The sequence below is a fragment of the Microlunatus ginsengisoli genome (assembly GCF_039537205.1).
Classification (GTDB): domain Bacteria; phylum Actinomycetota; class Actinomycetes; order Propionibacteriales; family Propionibacteriaceae; genus Microlunatus; species Microlunatus ginsengisoli.
On record NZ_BAABAB010000036.1, the window covers coordinates 121,749 to 140,739 of the forward strand.

Below are 18,991 nucleotides of genomic sequence, written 5' to 3' on the forward strand. Positions count from 1 at the left end.
GCTTTCCGCAGTACGCACGCAGCACCAGTCTGCGCTGTGACACGTGTCGGCACCGCAAGCCTGTGCTCGGTGCACCCGTGACGTCAGGTACGGTGCGCGCCAGCTGCGCGGTGTGTGTGTCGATACCAGTTGAATGCCAGGAGGGCGCAGACAACACCGTTGAAGAGCCCGGCCGCGACGTCGGTGGGATGGTGCATGCCCTCGTACAGGCGGCCGAAGGCCACCAGCAGAGGGAAGGTGAGGAATGCGACGACGGTGAGCCGACACAGCCACCCGGACTGGAGCCGGGTGGCAGCCAGCAGTGCGAAGGTGAGGTACAGGGCCATGGTTGCGCTCACATGTCCGCTCGGATAGCTGGTGGTCGGCGGCGCAAGGTCCAACTCGCGCACCGGAGGCCGCGCCCGACCGACCAGGATCGAGACGGTGTCAAAGATCACGAACTGAAGCAAGACCGCCAGACAAGGCACCGCGGCAAGTCTCCAGTCCCGGGTCCGCCAGAGGATCAAGCCCGACCCGATCAGGCACACGGCGATGACCCACTCGATGTTGCCGATGTGTGACCAGTAGAACGTGATGGAGTTCCACGTGTTGCTGCGGCGGGACACCAAGGTCCGGACGATGTCGTCCTCGCCACCGAGGGTCCCCGACAGCGGTCCGGTCACAAGCAGACCGATGCCCAAGATCACCACCCACAGCGCTAACGCCGGGCCGAGGACGAGGACAACGAGATCCCGGCCGCCGGTCCGACGAATGCGATCCATGAGGAGAACGTAATCCCGAAACCCAGGACGTAGCCTGCAACGACATCAGAGGGGAAGTGGACACCCAGAAAGATCCGGTCCAACCCGACGATCGTGATCAGGACCACGGCGCCGGCCACGGCCAACCGGCGAGAAGCGGGCGACAGCACCGGCCAGAACAAGAACAGCAATGCGGTGGTCGCGACGGTGATGTTCAGCGCGTGGCCCGACGGGAACGAGTACCCGCCGAGCCGGGTCAGTGGATCAGGCAACACCGGTCGGAGACGATGGACGACCTGCTTGGCGGCGGCACCTATCGCCCAGCCAACCATCATCGTGGTGAACGCCCACAGCGCCCGGGAGCGCAGCCCTTGACCGAGCCCGGCGTAGATCACCATCAGCGTCGCCGCGACGTAGACGACGAACGGATGGAATACAGCCTGCACGAACACGGCCACCGAGGCGAGGTCCCACGCGCGCGTCGTGCCCGTCGCGTCCGTGACTGCCCACTGGTCGAACACGAACACCAGGCCAGACCGCTGCCGGATCGCCCAAGCCAACAACAGGACCGGAAAGGTGAACAGCACCATGGCGACCACCGCTCGCACCGTGCGCCGCACCTGGGAACGAACCACCGTTGTCGCAGTCCGGCCCGCCATCGATCCACCGTAACCAACCATCCGCACACCCCGACCATCTGAGTCGATCTGCATCTAACCTGGGGACCGACGGTCAAGACCGAACAGTGGAGCATCATTTCCGGACGGACCGATCCACGCCACGAAAGATCCCGGACTGAGTCGCCGCCACCGACACGCGACGCGGCACGCCACACCTCGAGCCGTCGTCATCGAGCCCCGACTGGGACGACCACCGCGCGCAAATTGGTTGCCGACGGCAGACGGCTTGTCACCTCGACCGTCGCCCAGGTCTACGGCTACGCCCGCTAACGGGCGATTCGACAACAGGCCGTCCACCCAGCGCCGACCAGTCCGCCGACGATCTTCAGCAGCACCTGGCGGGTCGCCGCACACCGGTGGGACGTGACCGCACAACCCATCACCCCGAGCCGTCGCCCCGCCGGGTCGCCCGCCGGCGGCCAGTTCTCACCGGCGCCACGGCCCGAGTCGGCGACGGACCTGCCGCTCCCCGGCGACGCCGACTTCGCCCCGTCCGAGGCAGACTTCGCCGACGCCGGAACCCCGCCGCCCCGGTACGTGTACGGCACGGCCGCCTGGGACAACGCCTCAGGCGGTGACGCCGGCGTCTACGGGCCGGACGACGACGCCGCCGACCCGGACCTGATGGCGTCGATCGGCGAGGACCGCTGGTTCCGGTCGACTCGGGCCGGCAACTGACCCGACCACCTGCACTCGAAGGGCTGCCCGCCCGGCGCTGTCGGGTGAGGTCGGGGGCGGCCGACGTCCTCACCGGCTCGGGAACCGCGCCAGCCGCCGCACACCTGGGACGCGTGAGCACACAGACCCATCCGCGGGAACGCCGTCCCGCCGGCTCCCCGGCCGGCGGCCAGTTCGCCCCCACAACGCACCCGGAGTCGGACCTCGACCTGGAGCACCGTCACGCCGGTCCGGGCCGCCGGAAGGAGAGCACCGTCGGCCATCGGCCCGCCGACGCGGGACCCGGCACCGCCGGCGCCCTCGAGCTGCTGGCGGCGGTTCGTGCCGGCATTCCCGACGCCGACGAGGGCACGCCGGCGACGTTGACCCGCCGGCAGGTGCACGGCCTGCTCAGCCGGCACCTGGTCGGGTTGCGACCGGCCGAGCTGGCCGAGCACCTGTCGGTGATCGACGCGTACGCCGACCGGGTCGCGGAGGTGGAGGCGGTCCCGCCGGAGCAGGTCACCCCGGACACGTTCGGACCGGAGACCGGCTACCCGGTCGACCTGGACGCGGTCCGGGACCAGTACGGGACCGAGGCCGATGCGCTGCAGCAGTGGCACGCGGAGCTGAAGGACTGGTGGGCCGCGAACCTGCACGTCGCCGTCCACACCGCGCACCGGCACTCCGTCTACGCCCGCGCCTGGGCGGGGGTGCACCAATGAGCGGCCCCGACCCGGCCCGGCTGTATCTGGACGCGACACCGGTGCAGCGGGCGCGGCTGGACCGGGCCTACCTGGCGCGGTCGGCCGACCTGATCGGGTCGGCCCTGGCAGCGCTGAACGCGGCCGGGCTCGATACGTCGGTCCCCGACGCGACGGGCACCAGCGGTTCCGGCACGGGCGTGGCCGCGGTCCCGGTGCCGGAAGCGGTACGGGTGGCGGAGGTCGCGGTCCGGCACCGCCACCTGGTCGGCCGGCTGCCCGGCTTCGGCCCCGATGCGTACGCGGAGATGGTTGCGGCGATCCGGGCCGTGTTCGGGGAGCTGCACCCCGACGACGTCGGCGACCTCGCCCCGTTCGACCTGTGGGCGGTGCAGGACAGGCACACCGGTGAGCCGCTGCCCGGAGTGACCGGCGCGGAACGGAACCGGGCCCGTCGAGCGGTCGGTCTGCTGCGGCGCAGCGCCGCCGACGCCATCACCTGACAGCGCCCGATCGGCCCACCCGAACACCGGACGGGTTGGGCACCTGCTTCGCCCCGACCTGTATCGCCCGGCCGTGAACCCTGGACTGCCGCACACCTGCCGGCCATGACGTCCCCCAGCCCGGAGACCGGCGGATTCGTCCACCTGCACACGCACACCGAGTTCAGCCTGCTCGACGGGATGGGCCGGGTCGGTGACATGGTCGCGGCCGCGAAGGCGGCCGGCCAGACGGCGCTCGCGATCACCGACCACGGCACCCTCGGCGGCGCCTGGAAGTTCGCGCACGCCTGCCGGGCCGCGGGCGTCAAACCGATCTTGGGCATGGAGGCCTACCTGGGGATCGGGTCCCGGTTCGACCCGCAGGTGCTCCAGGTGCCCCGCGACGGCGCCGACGTTGACGCGACCGATGTCGACGGGGCGGATCCGGCGAACCGGGACGCCGGCACGAAGCGGAAGAGCAACGAGCACCTGACGGTGCTGGCCGCCACCCCGACCGGCTGGACGAACCTGGTCAAGATCAACAACGCGGCCCAGCAGACCTTCCGCGGCCGCCCGCTCGCCGACGTCGAGCTGCTCGCCCGGCACGGCGCCGGCCTGATCGTGCTGACCGGCTGCCTCGGCGGCCCGGTCGCCGGTCCCCTCGCCCGCGGCGAGGATGACCTGGCCGAACGGAACCTGCTCGGTCTGATCGGGGCGGTCGGCGCCGGGAACGTGTTCGTCGAGGTGATGGACCACGGCATCGAGTCCGAGTCACGGGTGCTGGCGCCGCTGGCCCGGCTGGCCGACGCGCACGGGCTGACGATCGTCGCCACCAACGACGCCCACTACGTCCGCGAGGTCGACGCGCCCACCCACGACGTGTGGCTGGCGTCGCAGTCGAAGTCGACGCTGACCAGCGAGAAGCGGTTCCGGTTCAACGGGTCCGGCTACCACCTGCGCACCGAGGCGGAGATGCGGGCGCTGCGGCCGACGTCTCGCCGGTGGCAGGACGCGGTGTCGGCGACCGCGACCGTCGCCGCCATGGTCGAGGACTGGGTGCTGCCGGAGGTCCGGTACCGGCTGCCCGCCTTCACCCTGCCCGAAGGCTTCGACAGCCCCGCCGCCTACCTTCACCGGCTCGCCCTCGACGGCGCCAGGTCCCGCTACGGCACGCCGCTGCCGGCGCAGGTCAGGAGCCGGCTCCGGCGGGAAGAGGACGTGATCCGGTCGACGGGATTCTCCGTCTACTTCCTCATCCTCGCCGAGCTCGTCGCCTGGGCCCGCGACCACGGGATCCTGGTGGGTCCGGGACGAGGCAGCGCGTGCGGCTCGGCGCTCGCCTACAGCCTCGGCATCACCGACGTCGAACCGATCGGCGCGAACCTGCTGTTCGAGCGGTTCCTGGAGGCCGGCCGCACCGACATGCCGGACATCGACGTCGACTTCGAGCAGCGCCGCATCCCCGAGATCCACGCCCATCTGCGCGAGCTCTACGGCGCCGACTGCGTCGCCCGGCTCGGCACGTTCGCGATGGCCAGGTCGCGACGCGCGGTCAAGGACGTCGCCCGGGTGCTGGGCCGGCCCGACCTCGGCACCCGGCTGGCGGACCTGGTGCCGGTCGACCAGGGCAAGCCGGTCGGCCTGGACTCGCTGGAGGACGAGTCGTTCGCCGCCGGGGAGGAGTTCCGCACCTTCGTCGGAGCCGAACCGGGCGCCCGGCGGATCGTCGACCACGCCCGCACCGTGGAGAACGCGGTGCTCGGCGCGGGCATCCACGCCTGCGGCGTGATCGTCTCCGGCGAGCCGCTGACCGACCTGGTGCCGCTGCGGAAGGACCGGCAGGGACCCAACAAGGACCTGCCGCCGGACCGGCAGCCGTGGGTGACCGACTGGGACGGCAAGGACACCGAGGCACTGGGGCTGCTGAAGCTGGACGCCCTGTTCCTCCGGTCGCTGGACGTGCTGGCCGAGACGTCCCGGATCATCGCCGAGACCACCGGCGAACACGTCGACTTCGCCCGGCTGCCCGACACCGCCGACACCTCCGATCCGCGGGTGCGCCGCGCCTGGGAGCTGCTGTGTGAGGGCCGGACCTCGTCGGTGTTCCAGATGGAGGGCGCCGGCATGCGGGAACTGCTGGTCGGCGCCGCACCAGCGAGCCTCGAGGACCTGTCCGCCATCTCCGCGCTGTACCGGCCGGGCCCGCTGGCCGCCGGCATGGCCGAGCGGTACGTGGAGCGCCGCAACGGCCGCGAGCCCGTCGACTACGGCATCTACACCGACGACCCGGCCGAGCAGGAGTGGTTGGCGACCGTGCTTGACACGACCTCCGGCGTTTGTATCGCCAGCGGCGAGATGGTCCACTCGGTGACCCGAGGCCGGCAGGTACCGATCGAGCAGATCGTCGTCGGGGAGCTGGTGCAGTCAGTGGCATCGGATCTCTCGGCCCAGCCGGGTCGCGTCACAAGGGTCATGGAGCGGGGCGAGAAGGCCATCGTTCACCTGATCACGCACAGCGGCGACACGATCCGGTTGACCGCCGATCACCGCGTCCTCACCCAGGACGGCTGGAAACCTGCCGCAGCGCTAACCGCGAGTGACTCCGTGGCCGCCCCGTGGAAGCTGAACTCGCTGGCCCAGGCACCCGCGACACAGGCGGAGCTACACGAAGCCCGGATCCTCGGCTGTCTGCTCGCCGACGGCGGCGTCACCCGGCTCACGTCGGCCTTCTTCACCAAGGACCGCGACGAACTGCACGACGCGTTGGACGAATCCCTACGAGCACGGTTCCCGAACGCCCGGTTGGTCGACGCCGGACGAGGCCCGCACCAGACGAGAGCCTCAAGGCTGGCACCGATCATTGGGATCCGTGGCGGAATCGGCGGGACCGCCGCCCCGGAGCACCTGCGATGGATGCGCAGTGTCGGGCTGAAAACCGCGAAAGGCGCGGACGTCCAGCGTGGACCCGCCAGCCACGAGAAGCGCATCCCCACCAGCTGGACGGGTAGGTCGGACGAGGCTCTGGCCGCCTTGCTGGCGGCGCTCTGGGACTGCGACGGGCACATCGGCCACGGCCGCGATCAGAGGCGCAACCTGACGATTCGCTACACGACCGTTAGCCCGGGCCTGGCCTACGACGTCCGCCACTGCCTGCTGCGGCTGGGGATCGCATCGACGGTGACCCGGTCGCCCTACAACACCGCGAGCGGGTCGGATCGGGTCCAGCAGAGCGTACTGGTCGCAGACCCGGAGTCGTTCGCCGCCGTGGTCGGCCCGCACATGCGCCACACGGGCAAGCGGAATCAGCTCGCGCTCCGAACCGTCGCCCAGGCCATCTCGCGGAGCTGCCGTTGTCCCCGGCGCAACCTGAAGCAGTTCGCTGACCGGCACCGGCCGTGGAAGACGACACTCCGCACGTGGGGTGTGCCCAACCCATTGAGCGGTGTGTCCCAAACCGTCGGATACGGGGTGCTGTCGACACTCGCCGAGGTCAGCGGCGACCTCGGCATGCAGTCGCTGACCAAAGTGCGCTGGCTCCGGGTGAAGTCCGTGGAGGACGCCGGTGCTTCGCCGGTGTTCGATCTGGAAGTTGCCGAGCACCACAGCTTCGTCGCCCAGAACCTTCTGGTCCACAACTGTGCTTTCCAGGAGCAGTCGATGTTGCTCGGCACCGTCGTCGCCGGCTTCGACGCGGCCGGGCGGGCCAGGCTCCGCCGAGCGATCGGCAAGAAGAAGGCGGACCTGATGGCCGAGGTCGGCACCGCCTTCCTGGACGGGGCGGTGCGGGAATTCCGTGATCCCGACGGCAACGTCATCTCCCCCGTGTTCAGCAGAGCCACCGCCGAACGGCTGTGGGACATGCTGAAAGGCTCGGCAAGCTACCAATTCAACAAGTGCTTGACGGGCGACACCGTGCTGCCAAGCGGTGGAGCGGGTGGGTGGACGATCGGCGACCTGTACGCCCGAATCGAGTCGTGTACCTCCGGCCCGTCCCCCGACGGCCTGTGCCGCTACGACGGCAACCCGGCCCTGCCGACGACCGGCCGCTGCAAGACCTGCCAGCTCTGGTGGGGCAAGTTCCGCGGCAGGGGGCTGACCGTCCTGGCCTACGACTTCGCCGACGACCGGATCCGGCCCAAGCGGGTCAGAACGGTGCACTACAACGGGATCCGGCCCGTGACCCGCGTCGTGCTGTCCGACGGACGGTCGGTTCGGGCAACCGGGAACCATCGCTTCCTCACCCCGTCCGGCTGGCGGCGCGTGCACGAACTCCGTCCCGGCGACGCCTTGGTCGTCGACGGCGGGTACGAGCGGCTGGCCCACGACCCGACCGCCGTCCGGACGACCGTGGGTGATCGCCGCGGCGTCGGGCCGGTGTCGGCGCAGGCCGAGGGGAATGTCGGGCACGTCGACGGCGACGACCGCCCTGACCGGCGCCGACCCCGCTGGCAGAAGGGACACGTGCCGGCGACCGCCCGGATCGTGGCGATCACCCCCGCCGGCGTCGAGCCGACCTACGACGTCGAGATGGACGACGAGAACCACTCGTTCGTCGCGAACGGCATCGTCAGCCACAACTCCCACAGCTACGCGTACGGGCAGGTGACGTTCCTGACCGCGTACGCGAAGGCGAACTGGCCGGCCCAGTGCGCCGCCGCCGTGCTGGCCTGCACCGACGACGACGAGAAGAGGCGCCGGGTCCTGCTCGACCTGGCCGCGGACGGGATCGAGGTCGCGCCGCCGGACGTCAACCAGGGCCGCGCCACCACCTCCGTCGGCGCCGACGGCCGGCTCAGGCTGGGACTGTCGGAGATCCGCGACGTCGGCCGGGCCGCGGACCTGATCATCGCCGAACGGGACACCGGCGGCCCGTTCACCTCGTTGGCCGACCTCACCGCCCGGATGGCGGGCCGCGGCGTGTCGGCGAAGGTCTTCGAGGCGGTGATCGAGGCAGGCGCCCTGGACGCGTTCGGCCCACGGCTCGGCATGCTGATGGTGCTGCGGGCCGACCTGCCGCTTCGCCCGGTCGACGCCGAGTGGGCCGGTCTGGAACGGTCGGAGCGGCAGCGGATGCGGCTCGGTGTCCGGGTCGGGCCGCACCCGCTCGTCCCGCACCGCGACGCGCTGCGCCGGTGGCGTTCCGACGACGGCGAGCATGCCGAGACCGGGACACCGTTGGGCCGGCCCGCGATCGGCGTGACCCGGTTGCACGCCGCCGACATCCCCGACCGCGGCCGGCCGGTTCTGGTCGCGGGGCTGCTGACCCGCTGGGAGGAGACGACCACCCGCAACGGCACGATGGCCCGGTTCGACCTGGAAGGCTCCGACGGCGCCTGGGTCGAGGGGGTGATGTGGAACCGGGATCTCGCCGCGCAGCGGACCGTCGGAGTCCCCGCCCTCGGCTCCGCCGTCGCCGTGGACGGGTTCGCGAAGCGCCGCACCGTCCAGGTCCGGGTCACCGACCCCGACGGCTCCGACCCGGAAGGCTCCTATCCTGACGGCCGGGACGACACCGACGCCGACCGGTTCCGGACCGTCGAGGCGCTCCGGCTGCGCGCAGACCTGCTGCACCCGATCCGGCTTCCCGAGCAGGGCCGGCTGGAGCTGCCGCCGGCGCGGCGCAGGATCGACCTCCGCGCCGCCTGCCGGGCCGGACGGGAACTGCTGGCCGCCGGCAGGTCCGCCCGGGGCCGCGCCGCGAGGGCGGCGAACCCGGGCCCGGCCGGGACGGCCGCGGTCCCGACGGGAGGTAGCGACCCAGTAGGTCCCACCCCGGCCGATCCGACCCCGACCGATCCGACCGCATCTGATCTCGCCGCCACCGGGTGTGCCACGCCACCGCCGGCCCGGCCGCTCCGGCTCGCCGCGACGGGCCGGCCGTGGCTCGAGCCGACCGCCGCACAGCAGGCCGAGTCGCCGGATCTTCCCGACCACGTGCCGCCGCCGACGCTGCCGGCCAGGCTGCCCGGCTTGTCCGGCCCGTCCGGGGACGCCGACGCGGTGCGGTGGGTGCTGGTCGACACCGGCGGCCTGCGCGGGCTGCGACTGGCCAACTCCACCGACGGGCTGCTCGACGAGGCCGCGGTCGAGGCCATGCGCAGCCGCTACCGGGTGCTGGCCCGGATGGCCGCCGAGGCCCGGGCCGAGAAGGGGACGGTGCTGCGCTACGTCACCGAGAACCGCAGCGAGCTGTACGTGACCGCGATCCGGGCCTCCGACCTGCCACCGGACTGGCAGCGGACCGTGTTCGACGCCGTCGACGGCCTCGACTTCGGCCGGACCACCGTCATCGACCGGCAGGCGATCGCCTGCTCGACGACCCCGCTGACCGTCCCGCCGGCCGGCGGCGCGGACGAGCGGCCCGTCGCCGGCCAGGTCGCCTCCGGGGACACCGGCTCCGTCCGGGCCGCCCCCGGCCGGGCTGCCGGCGGCGTCGGCCGGCGGGACACGGTGTCGGCCTGACCTCCGGGTCCGACGACAGTCGGGGGTGTCGTCGGATTGTGCGGCGCCGCACACATGGGCGGTGGAGGCGCTCCCCGCCCCCACCGCCACCCGCCCCGGATGGCGGTCCGCCGAAGCCCACCCGTGGCAGAGGACCCACTCGTAGCAGAGGAACAGGAGCATCAGCGTGAACAACGCGACCTTCGTCGGCAACCTGACCGCCGACCCGAAGCTCATCACCAGCCGCGCCGGTTCGGAGCGCGCGGTCTTCTCGATCGCGCTGGACGAGTACGGCCGCGACGACGACGCCCCGCCGACCTACGTCGACGTGACCGTCTTCTCCGGCAAGCGGGACTCGTTCGCCCGCAACGTCGCCGAGTCGCTGACCAAGGGCAAGCGGGTTGTCGTCATCGGCCGCGCCAGCACCTACCGGGTGGAGGCGGAGATCGACGGCGAGTCGAAGAACATCACCAAGACGAACTTCATCGCCACCGCGGTCGCGCCCGACCTGCGCTGGCAGTCGGCCAAGGTCACCCGGGTCACCCTCGACTCCGACGCCGACGCCGGCGGCGACCGGACGGGGCAGGCGAGCCAGAGCGGGCAGGACGAGCCGGAGAAGCCGGCGCACCGGCCGGGCCGCTCCGGGGACGGTGACACGGCGGCCCGGTCGTCTGCAGGGCGTTCCCGCCGGACCGCCGCGGACGACGACGACTTCTGACCGTCGAACCGCCGACGCCGCCCACCCCGAGGCGGGGTGGCCGGAGCCGGCGGGTGTCCGTGTACGCGATCCTGACCGCCGTCCGGCGGCTGCTGGAGCTGGCCGTCGGGCCGGCCGCCCTGTGCGCCGCGCCGCTGCTGGTCGCGCCCGGCCTGCTCGACCCGGCCGGCCTCGAGGCGGTCAGCGGCCCTGCACCGTGGTGGCCGTCGGGCCCGGCGGCACTGCTGAGGGCCCACCGTCCCTGGGCGTGCGCCGCGGCTGCGGCCATGCTGCTGCGACTCCTGTGGGGGGCGACGCCGATCACGCTGGCACGCCGCACGGTCCGCGACCCGCGGCGCCTGTTCAGCGGCGATGAGCGCCGGGCCGGCTTCGACCGGGCCGGCAACCGGTGCGAGTTCGACGCCTGGCTCGGCCTGACCCGCTGCCGTCGGGCCGCGGAGGACGCCGACCACTGGTGGCCGCACGGCCGCGGCGGCGCGACGTCGATGCCGAACCTGGTCGCCGCCTGTGCGCGGCACAACCGGTCGAAAGGCGCCCGGCCGCCCAGCCGGGCCCAGTCGCGGCGGATCGCGCAACGCCGCCGCGGCTACTTCCCGGCCCGGCAACCGGCCCGGCCCGGCGAGCCGTACCGCATCCGAAGGTGAGTCCGCAGCAGCCGGCGGCCACGGCCCGTCCTCCGCATGGATGTGGATGTGACCGACCCGACGGCAGAGCACGACGACGCCCGGGTCGGCGACGCGCCCGACCCGGCTGCGGGTACCGCCGGGGCTGTCGTCGCGGTCGGTTCGGCGGTCGGCCACGGCGTGGCCGGAGCCAGGCATGGCGCCGCGGTCGGCGGCCGGATCGGCGGCGCGCACGGCGCGGTCGTCGGCGCCGCACTGGGCGCCGGCCGGGCGGCGCTGCGCTCCCAACACCGCGGGAAACTCCTGATCGGGCTGCTGTGCCTGCTCATCCCGAACCTGCTGATCGGCGGGATGCTCGCGCTCGGCAGCCTGTCGGTGGCGGCCGCGTTCGGCACCCAGTTGGACTCGTTGGCGATGAGCCGCGGCCGCGCCGCCGGGGCGGTCAGCGGCGACCAGGCCGCCGGCTGGGCCGAGGCGTCGGCCCGCAGCGGCGTGCACTGGGCGGTGCTGGCCGCCCTCGAGGCCGACACCACCAGCCCCGCCGCGCTCCCGGACGGGTCCGACGCGCCGGCGCCGAACCCGGACCCGGCTGCCGCCCTGGACGTGGGCGTCGGCTCGTGGAATGTGCTGAAGACGAACAGCGTGGCCGGGATCGTCGGCGGACTCGCGGCGCTCGCTGCGGCCGGCGCCGACGTGATCGGCCTGCAGGAGGTGACCCCCGGCTCGAAGCGGGCCGCCCTGCGCGAGCGGCTGGGCCCGGACTGGGGGATGACGGACGCCGACAACGCGGTCCCGATCGTGTGGCGGCGGGCCCGGGTCGACCTGGTCGCCGAGCACAGCCGGCAGGTCCTGGGCCCGACACACGTGGAGGGCGGTTCAGGCGGCACGCTGTTCTCGCCGCGGTCGGTGCAGTGGTCCGAGTTCGCGGCGCGCGGCACCGGCGCCCGGTTCGCGGTCGTCAACCACCACCTGCTGCCCGGCATCGAGGCCGGCGGCCGCCCCGACCCCGACCGTCCGCGTCGGGTCGCCGCCGCCGAGAAGCAGATGGACACCGCCTTGGCTGTCGCCGACCGGTTCCGGGCCGCGGGCGTCGCGACCATGGTCACCGGCGACCACAACATCGCCGCGGCCGCCGACGCGAAGGCCCAGGACCCGCGATTCCCCTACATCGGCTACGCCCGGCACGGCCTGTACTCGAACTGGCGGAGCCTCGGGTACCCGCGCGGCGGCACCCACGCCGGGGGCCGGTTGATCGACTACGTGTTCGCCTCGACGGCGCTCGCCGCACCGGTCCGGCAGGCGATCCTGCCCCGTCACGGGTCGGACCACAACCCGGTGGTGGTGGAGCTGTCGAACCGGTCAGGTGCCCGGACGGGGGCCGCCAGCGCCGACCCGTCCGCAGCCAAGCCGGCGAGCGTCAGCGGCGGCGGCCCACCGGACAGCGCCACGGCGCCGGACGTGCCGGCCGCCACCGGTGTCGGCCCGTACCGCCTCGACGTCGACCGGTTCGACGAGCAGGCCGCCCGGTACGGACTGGACCCGCTCACCACGGACGAGGCGGCCCGACGCGTCGCCGCCGGCGCCGCGCTCGGCCGGCTGTTCGTCCGGCTTCTCGCCGACGCCGACCCGTCGATCACCGCGTCGTCGCTGACCGCGGGCGTCGTCTCCGCGGAGACACCCGGCGGGACTGTGCTGCGGCTCGGCACCGGCGGCGACGACCTGGCGGCGCAGCAGCGGGTCAGGACCGCGTACGTGCAGGCGTTCGGCCGGCTGCCCGTCGACGACGCCGAGGCCCGCGTGCCCGGCCTGTTCGAGCTCGCGCTCGGCTACGCGCTCGGCAACCCGCCGACAGTGTGCACCGGCCGGGCGGCGACGGGCGGCGAGCCGCCCGACGGTGGGGCCGGGACCGTCACCCCGCTGCCGGCCAGGGTGACCGCGACCACCGCCACCGGTACCCCGGTCCGCCTCGACGCCGTCCAGATCCGGCACGCCGCGGAGATCATCGGCTACGGGCGGAGGCTGAGGCTCGCGCGACGCGACATCCAGGCGGCGCTGATGACGGCCCTGCAGGAGTCGAGACTGCTGATGTACGCCAACGCGAACGTGCCCGGGTCGCTGAACCATCCGCACGACGCCGTCGGCCACGACCACGACTCGGTGAACCTGTTCCAGCAGCGGCCCGGCGCGTGGGGGTCGGTGGCGCAGCTGATGCAGGCGCCGTTCGCGATCGGCATGTTCTACGGGGGTCCGTCGAAGCCGAAGCCCGGCGGCCCGCCGGGCCTGCTCGACATCCCCGGCCGCGGCACGAAAACTCTGGGCGAGCTGGCCCAGGCGGTCCAGGTGTCGGCCTTTCCCGGCGCCTACGACCAGTGGGCCCCGGTCGCGGCCGCCATCCTCGACCGGATCGGCGGCGTCGACACCGGATCGGCCGGCAATGCCGCCGGGTGCTCTGCAGCGACGACACCGGACGCCGGCTGCCCGCCGACGACCCTGCAGGCGGAGCGGCAGGGGCTGTCCCCCGACGCTGTCCTCGTCACCCGCTGCGTCGCCGCCCAGTTCCCGACGATCGGCGCGGTCTTCTCCTACCCAGGACACCAGCCGACGATGCGGCAGGCCGTCGACATCATGATCCCCGGCTTCGACACACCGCAGGGCCGGGCGCTCGGCGACCGGGTCGCCACCTGGATCCGGGACCACCATCGCGAGCTCGGCGTCCAGTACGTCATCTGGTGGGGGCGGATCTGGAACGTCGAACGCGACCCGGAGGGCTGGCGCCGCTACTTCGACGCCGACAACCCCGACCCGAACCGGTCCCACCACAGCCACGTCCACGTCAGCGTCTACGGCGACCGGGGCACCGGCCCCACCAATCCGCCGGGCGGGACGGACGGGCTGTGGGCCGACCCGACCGGAGGCAGGTACAAGATCACCTGCGGGTTCGGCTGCTACCCCGGCCACACCGGCGCCGACTACCCGGACCTGGCCGGCACCCCGGTCCTCAACGTCTTCGGCGGCACCGTGATCCGGTCCGAGTCCCTGCCCGCCTCAGGCGGACCGTGCACCGCCCTGCCGATCTGCGGCGGCGCCGCGCACCGCTCGTACGGCAACTTCATCGTCGTCCGCTCCAGCTCCGATCCGAGCCTCACCGCCTGGTACGCGCACCTGTCGCAGCGGCTCGTTCCGGTCGGCGCCACGGTGACGCGGGGCCAGGAGATCGGCCTGTCCGGGTTCGAGGGCCACGTCATCCCGGCCGGCCCGCGCGGCGCACACCTGCACTTCGAGATCCGCCGTAACGGCACGCCGGTCGACCCGGCGCCGCTGCTGGCTGTGCATCACGTCGCTTCAGGGCATCTCCGAGGATCATGAACTACGCGCGGCAGTTGCCGCGTATCCGAGCCGCCGATGATCGCGGGCGCCTGCCGCGTCTCGACGATCTCGCTCCCGATAGCTCAGCACGGGCCGATAGCCGGGGAGGCCCCCGCCACAGGCGCAATCGGGGTGGCCGCTCTTCATCGCGTAAGTCGCCCCGCCAGGCGATCGATCTCGGCTGCGACCGCGGGGACCCGTGACCGAGCAGACTGCAGCGCTTCAGCGAGAACGGACTGGTCCGTAGCGGAGAGCCCGGCACCGCGATCCACGAGGTCGTACAAGCCGTTGACCACACGGATGAGCTGGGTCTCGCTGCCGGCAGCCAGCGGCTGGACCACTTCGTCGATTGTCGCGCCGCCGGCTCGGTAGCGTGCTATTGCAAGCTCGGCCCGCACCCAGTCCGACATCTCTTTCCGCTGCAGTTCCGACAGAACATCGTCGGACATGCCAAGCAGGCCCAGCGCGCTCGACGCGAAGGCGCGGACGGCCTCATCGGGGTCGTCGCGGACGGCTCGGGTGAGTGCCTCCATCGAGTTACGCTGACCGAGGTCGCCCAACGACTCGGCAGCCGCCGCGCGGACAACAGGTTCATCGTCTGTCAGCGCCCGCTGCAGGGCGGGCGCGGCTGACGGGTCACCGATCGGCCCCAAGGCATCCGCCGCCTCAGAGCGGGTGAAGGCATCTTGGTCGTCCAGGAGCTGGATCAGTCGTCGGACCGCGCCCGCCCTGGCATCGGCGTCGTCGGCCGCGGCCCTGGCCACGAGCTCGGCAACGTTCTCGATCATCGATTCGTCCACACCTTTCGTCACGAATGTCGACTGTGGCGGCAGCCCATCGCCTTCTGCGTCGCCTTGATCCGGAGCTTCCGCCGACTGTCGCCGGTCGCCGCCATCAGCTTCGCTAGCGCGTCACAGATGTCGCTGGCTGTGCCCGCTGCAATCATGGCGCGGGCTTCCTCCATGATTCCGGTGTCGGCGACGTTGCCGGCGCTGGCCATGTAGACGCCGATTCCGATCAGCGCCGCGCCGGCAACCAGTAAAACCGCGCCCGTCACCCATCCCGGCGGTCCGGTTGCCACTTCCACCGGCGCGGCGACCTCCGCGGTGCCCACCATGCCGGATCCGACGAGGACCAGCGTCTCTGCGACCTGGCGTTGCAGCACGGCCGGTCGATCGGCCTTGGAAACCGGGGACGACGCGGTCGCGGCACAAGCCCGTTGGGCGACCGGCACCGTACCGGCGAGCTCGGCCGCGTCGTCTCCCACCTCCGCGAGTTGGCCGGTCGCGATCGACTCCGCGCGACTCACGAAACCAGGGCCGAATTCGCGTAGCACCGCGGCCTTGACTGCCTCATCAGAGCCCTCCGCAGTTGCCTCGATGTTTCCCGCGAGCGTCTGCAGTCCGGACAGCTGAGCCGCCGCCTCTCCACCCATGCCGTCGCTGTCGGCCTTTCCCCCGGCGTAGGCGGCGATCGCCCTCAGATCGGCGGCGAGTACGTGCAACCTCGCGGACAGGTCACCACCAGCGTTGGTGCCGCCACTGGCCGGTGCCGGAGTTGGCCCTTGGTCGCCATCTCGAGCCACGACCGGTTCGTCAGCGTGACAGTCGCACTCACTCGGCGGCGTCGACCCACAGCGTTGCAAAACTGAACCGACCAAGGACGCCACAGCCCGGTTCCCAGCGCTCTGCTGGAGGGCGAGCAATCCGACGTGTCGTGCGGTCGGCTCGATATGCGGCACTGGTGCCGGCGCCGCCGGTGAACGCGCATTCGTTCGCCACACCGAATAACAGTCGCCCGGTTCCGTTCGGCCCTCAAGGGCCGAACGGGCAGCCGTTCGGGCATGGGCACCGGCGGCCTCGGCGGTCGGGCGGCGTCCCCAGGAGCGGCAATGCACAGTTCCCACTGACTGGCGGGTGTTCAGTCCGCGTGGCCCCACCCTGTAACGTCGCCGCGAGAGCACGGGCGACAGGAAGCTGTCGGCGATTCGGCCGGGGCCGCACACCACCAAGCGGTGCTCGTCCCGGCGGCAATAGACACGGCGAAACGCATCGCGTCGCTACCACCGACCCCGACCGACGGCGGTACCGCGTGACCGGCGCGGTCGGGATCAGCGCCGAGGTGGTCGGGACGTTCCACCGGCCGATGATCCGGGTCGCGTTGGCCCGCGGTGCCATCGTCCGGGACGGGACGCCGGGCCTCGCCTGGGTGAAGGGGCTGCCGGACCGCCGGTGGGACCCGGAGCGGTTCTGCTGGTGGGTGACGGGGCTAGGCCCGGACCCGGCCGACGTGCTGCGCCGCGCGGGAATCCGACCAGACATCAGCCGGTCCCCCGCCCGGCGACACGACCCCGGCGACCCGTCCCCGTCGAACGTGGCGGCGGTCCTGGCCGAGCTGGCCACGCCGGTCATCCGCCGCCATCCGGACGACCCGGCCCGGGTGGCGATCCGGCCGCGGCTGGCCGGGGCGACGCATGTGTCGACCGTGCTCGTCCCGATGGCGGACACCGACGAGGCGACGGGCCGGTTGTCGGCGGACCTGATCGACCTGGTCGAGCCGGACACCGGCCGGGTCCGGGCCGGGCTCAACCTGGACGGCGATCTGGCGGCCGCCGCGCTCGACGCGTACGCGGAACGGGTGCAGGCGCCGCGCGCGGCACGGGACAGGCGGCTGGTCCGGGCAGCCCGGGCCGCGGCCCTTGGACCGCCGGGAACAGCAGTGTCCGTGGCCCCCGCCGCCGCCGCGGTCGTGGCCGCGGGCGACACGTCGGACGGCGCAGGCTCGGCGCTGGATGTCCTCACTGCGGCGACCGGCGGCGGCGTGCCGGACTGGTTCGGGCTCGACCTGTACGAGTACCAGGTGTCCGGCGCCCTGGCGCTGCTGGCCGGGCGGTCGTTGTGCGCCGACGAGGCCGGCTGCGGCAAGACGCGGCAGGCTCTCGCGGCGGCCGCCGCCGTGCTCGACCGGGAAAGGTGCCACCCGGCGCCGGTCCCGGACGGCGCCGGATCGGGCCCGTCCAGCGGACGGGTGCTGATCGTCGTTCCGCCGGTGGTGCTGACGCACTGGGCCCGGGAGACCGTCGCCGCCCATCTCGGGCGGCCGGATCCGTCCGGCCGGGCGTCCTGGTGGCCGACCGGTCTCGCGCCGGCGCCCGGGTCCCCCGCCGCGGACGGCGCGGTCTGTGCCGTGGTGCAACCGGGGCGGCGGATGCCCGCCCTTCCGGACCGGGGCGTGCTCATTGTCGCCGACTCGACCCTCGCGTCGCGTCCGGCGCTGGCCGACCAGATCGTGTCCTGGTCGCCGGGTGTGGTGATCTACGACGAGGCGCACCGCGCCCGCACCTGGACCTCCACCCGGTCCCGGACGATGCGGTCCCTGATCGGCCGGCTCAGCGTCGCCCGCACCGCCGGGGTCGGCGCGGCCTGGGGCGAGGGCACCGCCGCAGGGCTTTGTCCCCTGCCCGCGCTGACCGTGCTGCCGCTGACCGGCACGCCCATGTTCACGGGCTCACCGGTCGAGCTGATCCCGCTGCTGGCGATGACCGGGCAGCTGGACTGGGTTTTCGGTGGCCGGGCCGCGTTCGCGCAACGGTTCTGCCGCCGCGACCACTTCGGCCGGTGGGTCGGCAGGGCCCGGAATCTGGAGGAACTGCGCCGCCTGCTCGACGCCCACGTCTGGGTGCGGCGACACAAGGCCGACATCCTGCCGTGGCTTCCGGAGAAGCGTTGGGTCACCGCCTACGTCGACGTGCCGACGGCCGACATCCGCGCCGCCCGGGCCGAGCTCGAACGCGCCGTCGGCGTCTGGTTGGACGATCAACCCGCCGGACCGGACGGCGACGACATCGAACAGTGGTGCCGCGGCCAGATCGGTCTGCTGTCGCCGCTGCGCCGGGCGACCGGGCTGGCGAAGGTGCCGGCCGCCGTCGAGCAGATCGAGACGCGGCTGGCGCAGTGCCCGCCCCGGCCGGGCCCGGACGGCTGGCTGTTCGACCAGCCGCTGGTGCTGTGGGCCCACCACCGCGACGTGATCACCGCTCTCGCCGGGCACGCAGGGAAGCTGCTCCGGGTTTGGGTCGGGACGACCGACCCGCCGGTCGGGGTGATCGACGGCTCGACCGGCCTGGACGAGCGGACCCGGCTCGTCGACCAGCTGCAGGCCCACCGGCTGGGGGTGCTGGTCTGCCAGATCACGGCCGCCGGGGTCGGGCTCACCCTGACCGCCTGCGCCGAGCCGCTGTTCGTGGAGTCCGACTGGACCGCGCAGCTGATGTCGCAGGCGGAGGACCGGCACCACCGGCCAGGCCAGACCCGCGGTGTCACCCTGACCGCGCTGTGCGCCACCGGCACCCTCGACGAGCACGTGATCAAGGTCCGCAACGCCAAGGACGACCTGACCGCGAAGGTGGTCGGCGACCGTCGCGGTCGCGCCACCCGCGACGACACCTTCGACGGCTCGGACGCACCGGCGCCGTGGCAGCTGCTCGCCGGCATCGTCGCCGACGTGGCGGCGCGGCGCCGTCCCGGCAGGGCCCGGCATTGCGCGTGATCGCCGTCCCCCGTCGGCGTGCCCGGCCGTGC

At 72.9% G+C, this 18,991-nt stretch carries 12 protein-coding genes; 8 read left to right on the forward strand and 4 right to left on the reverse strand.

The genetic code is table 11. The features are described 5' to 3' along the window. Window positions 1–83: 83 nt before the first annotated feature. Window positions 84–761, reverse strand: a complete 678-nt coding sequence (locus ABD747_RS21110; protein WP_344808331.1) for a phosphatase PAP2 family protein — start codon at window positions 759–761, stop codon at window positions 84–86. Further along, on the reverse strand, window positions 698–1,330 hold the full coding sequence (locus tag ABD747_RS21115; protein ID WP_344808402.1) for a phosphatase PAP2 family protein: 633 nt from the start codon (window positions 1,328–1,330) through the stop codon (window positions 698–700). Before ABD747_RS21115 ends, ABD747_RS21110 begins: the two co-directional genes overlap by 64 nt. A 453-nt stretch (window positions 1,331–1,783) precedes the next feature. Here ABD747_RS21115 and ABD747_RS21120 point away from each other — a divergent pair, with 453 nt between their 5' ends. The 7 genes from ABD747_RS21120 (at window position 1,784) to ABD747_RS21150 (ending at window position 14,411) form a co-directional block, all read left to right on the forward strand. After that, entirely contained in the window at window positions 1,784–2,098 is a 315-nt protein-coding gene (locus tag ABD747_RS21120) for a hypothetical protein (RefSeq protein ID WP_344808333.1), read from the forward strand. 113 nt (window positions 2,099–2,211) lie between these two features. Next, window positions 2,212–2,802 (forward strand): hypothetical protein, encoded by a 591-nt coding sequence (locus ABD747_RS21125; protein ID WP_344808335.1) that lies wholly within the window; start codon window positions 2,212–2,214, stop codon window positions 2,800–2,802. Continuing rightward, window positions 2,799–3,284 carry a hypothetical protein gene (locus ABD747_RS21130; RefSeq protein WP_344808337.1) on the forward strand — a complete coding sequence of 162 codons (486 nt, stop codon included), beginning with the start codon at window positions 2,799–2,801 and terminating at the stop codon, window positions 3,282–3,284. Before ABD747_RS21125 ends, ABD747_RS21130 begins: the two co-directional genes overlap by 4 nt. 105 nt (window positions 3,285–3,389) lie before the next feature. After that, entirely contained in the window at window positions 3,390–9,725 is a 6,336-nt protein-coding gene (gene dnaE / locus ABD747_RS21135; RefSeq protein ID WP_344808339.1) for a DNA polymerase III subunit alpha, read from the forward strand. 166 nt (window positions 9,726–9,891) lie between these two features. Then, window positions 9,892–10,422 (forward strand): single-stranded DNA-binding protein, encoded by a 531-nt coding sequence (locus ABD747_RS21140; RefSeq protein WP_344808341.1) that lies wholly within the window; start codon window positions 9,892–9,894, stop codon window positions 10,420–10,422. Window positions 10,423–10,475: 53 nt separating this feature from the next. Further along, complete coding sequence (locus ABD747_RS21145) at window positions 10,476–11,066, forward strand: HNH endonuclease (protein ID WP_344808343.1); 591 nt, start codon at window positions 10,476–10,478, stop codon at window positions 11,064–11,066. Window positions 11,067–11,114: 48 nt separating this feature from the next. Continuing rightward, complete coding sequence (locus tag ABD747_RS21150) at window positions 11,115–14,411, forward strand: peptidoglycan DD-metalloendopeptidase family protein (protein ID WP_344808345.1); 3,297 nt, start codon at window positions 11,115–11,117, stop codon at window positions 14,409–14,411. A gap of 143 nt (window positions 14,412–14,554) precedes the next feature. On the opposite strand, the gene ABD747_RS21155 is transcribed toward ABD747_RS21150, so the two are convergent. Further along, the gene (locus ABD747_RS21155) at window positions 14,555–15,199 is read right to left on the reverse strand and encodes a HEAT repeat domain-containing protein (protein WP_344808347.1); all 645 of its coding nucleotides are present in this window, start codon (window positions 15,197–15,199) and stop codon (window positions 14,555–14,557) included. Window positions 15,200–15,219: 20 nt separating this feature from the next. Continuing rightward, complete coding sequence (locus ABD747_RS21160) at window positions 15,220–15,996, reverse strand: polymorphic toxin type 34 domain-containing protein (RefSeq protein WP_344808349.1); 777 nt, start codon at window positions 15,994–15,996, stop codon at window positions 15,220–15,222. A gap of 506 nt (window positions 15,997–16,502) precedes the next feature. Here ABD747_RS21160 and ABD747_RS21165 point away from each other — a divergent pair. Further along, on the forward strand, window positions 16,503–18,959 hold the full coding sequence (locus tag ABD747_RS21165) for a DEAD/DEAH box helicase (RefSeq protein WP_344808351.1): 2,457 nt from the start codon (window positions 16,503–16,505) through the stop codon (window positions 18,957–18,959). Window positions 18,960–18,991: the final 32 nt, after the last annotated feature.

Bases quoted from the DNA above. Each gene is read 5' to 3' on its own strand.
- ABD747_RS21130 (WP_344808337.1), top strand. From the start codon at position 2,799: ATGAGCGGCCCCGACCCGGCCCGGCTGTATCTGGACGCGACACCGGTG.
- ABD747_RS21115 (WP_344808402.1), bottom strand. From the start codon at position 1,330: ATGGTGCTGTTCACCTTTCCGGTCCTGTTGTTGGCTTGGGCGATCCGG.
- dnaE (WP_344808339.1), top strand. From the start codon at position 3,390: ATGACGTCCCCCAGCCCGGAGACCGGCGGATTCGTCCACCTGCACACG.
- ABD747_RS21110 (WP_344808331.1), bottom strand. From the start codon at position 761: ATGGATCGCATTCGTCGGACCGGCGGCCGGGATCTCGTTGTCCTCGTC.
- ABD747_RS21155 (WP_344808347.1), bottom strand. From the start codon at position 15,199: ATGATCGAGAACGTTGCCGAGCTCGTGGCCAGGGCCGCGGCCGACGAC.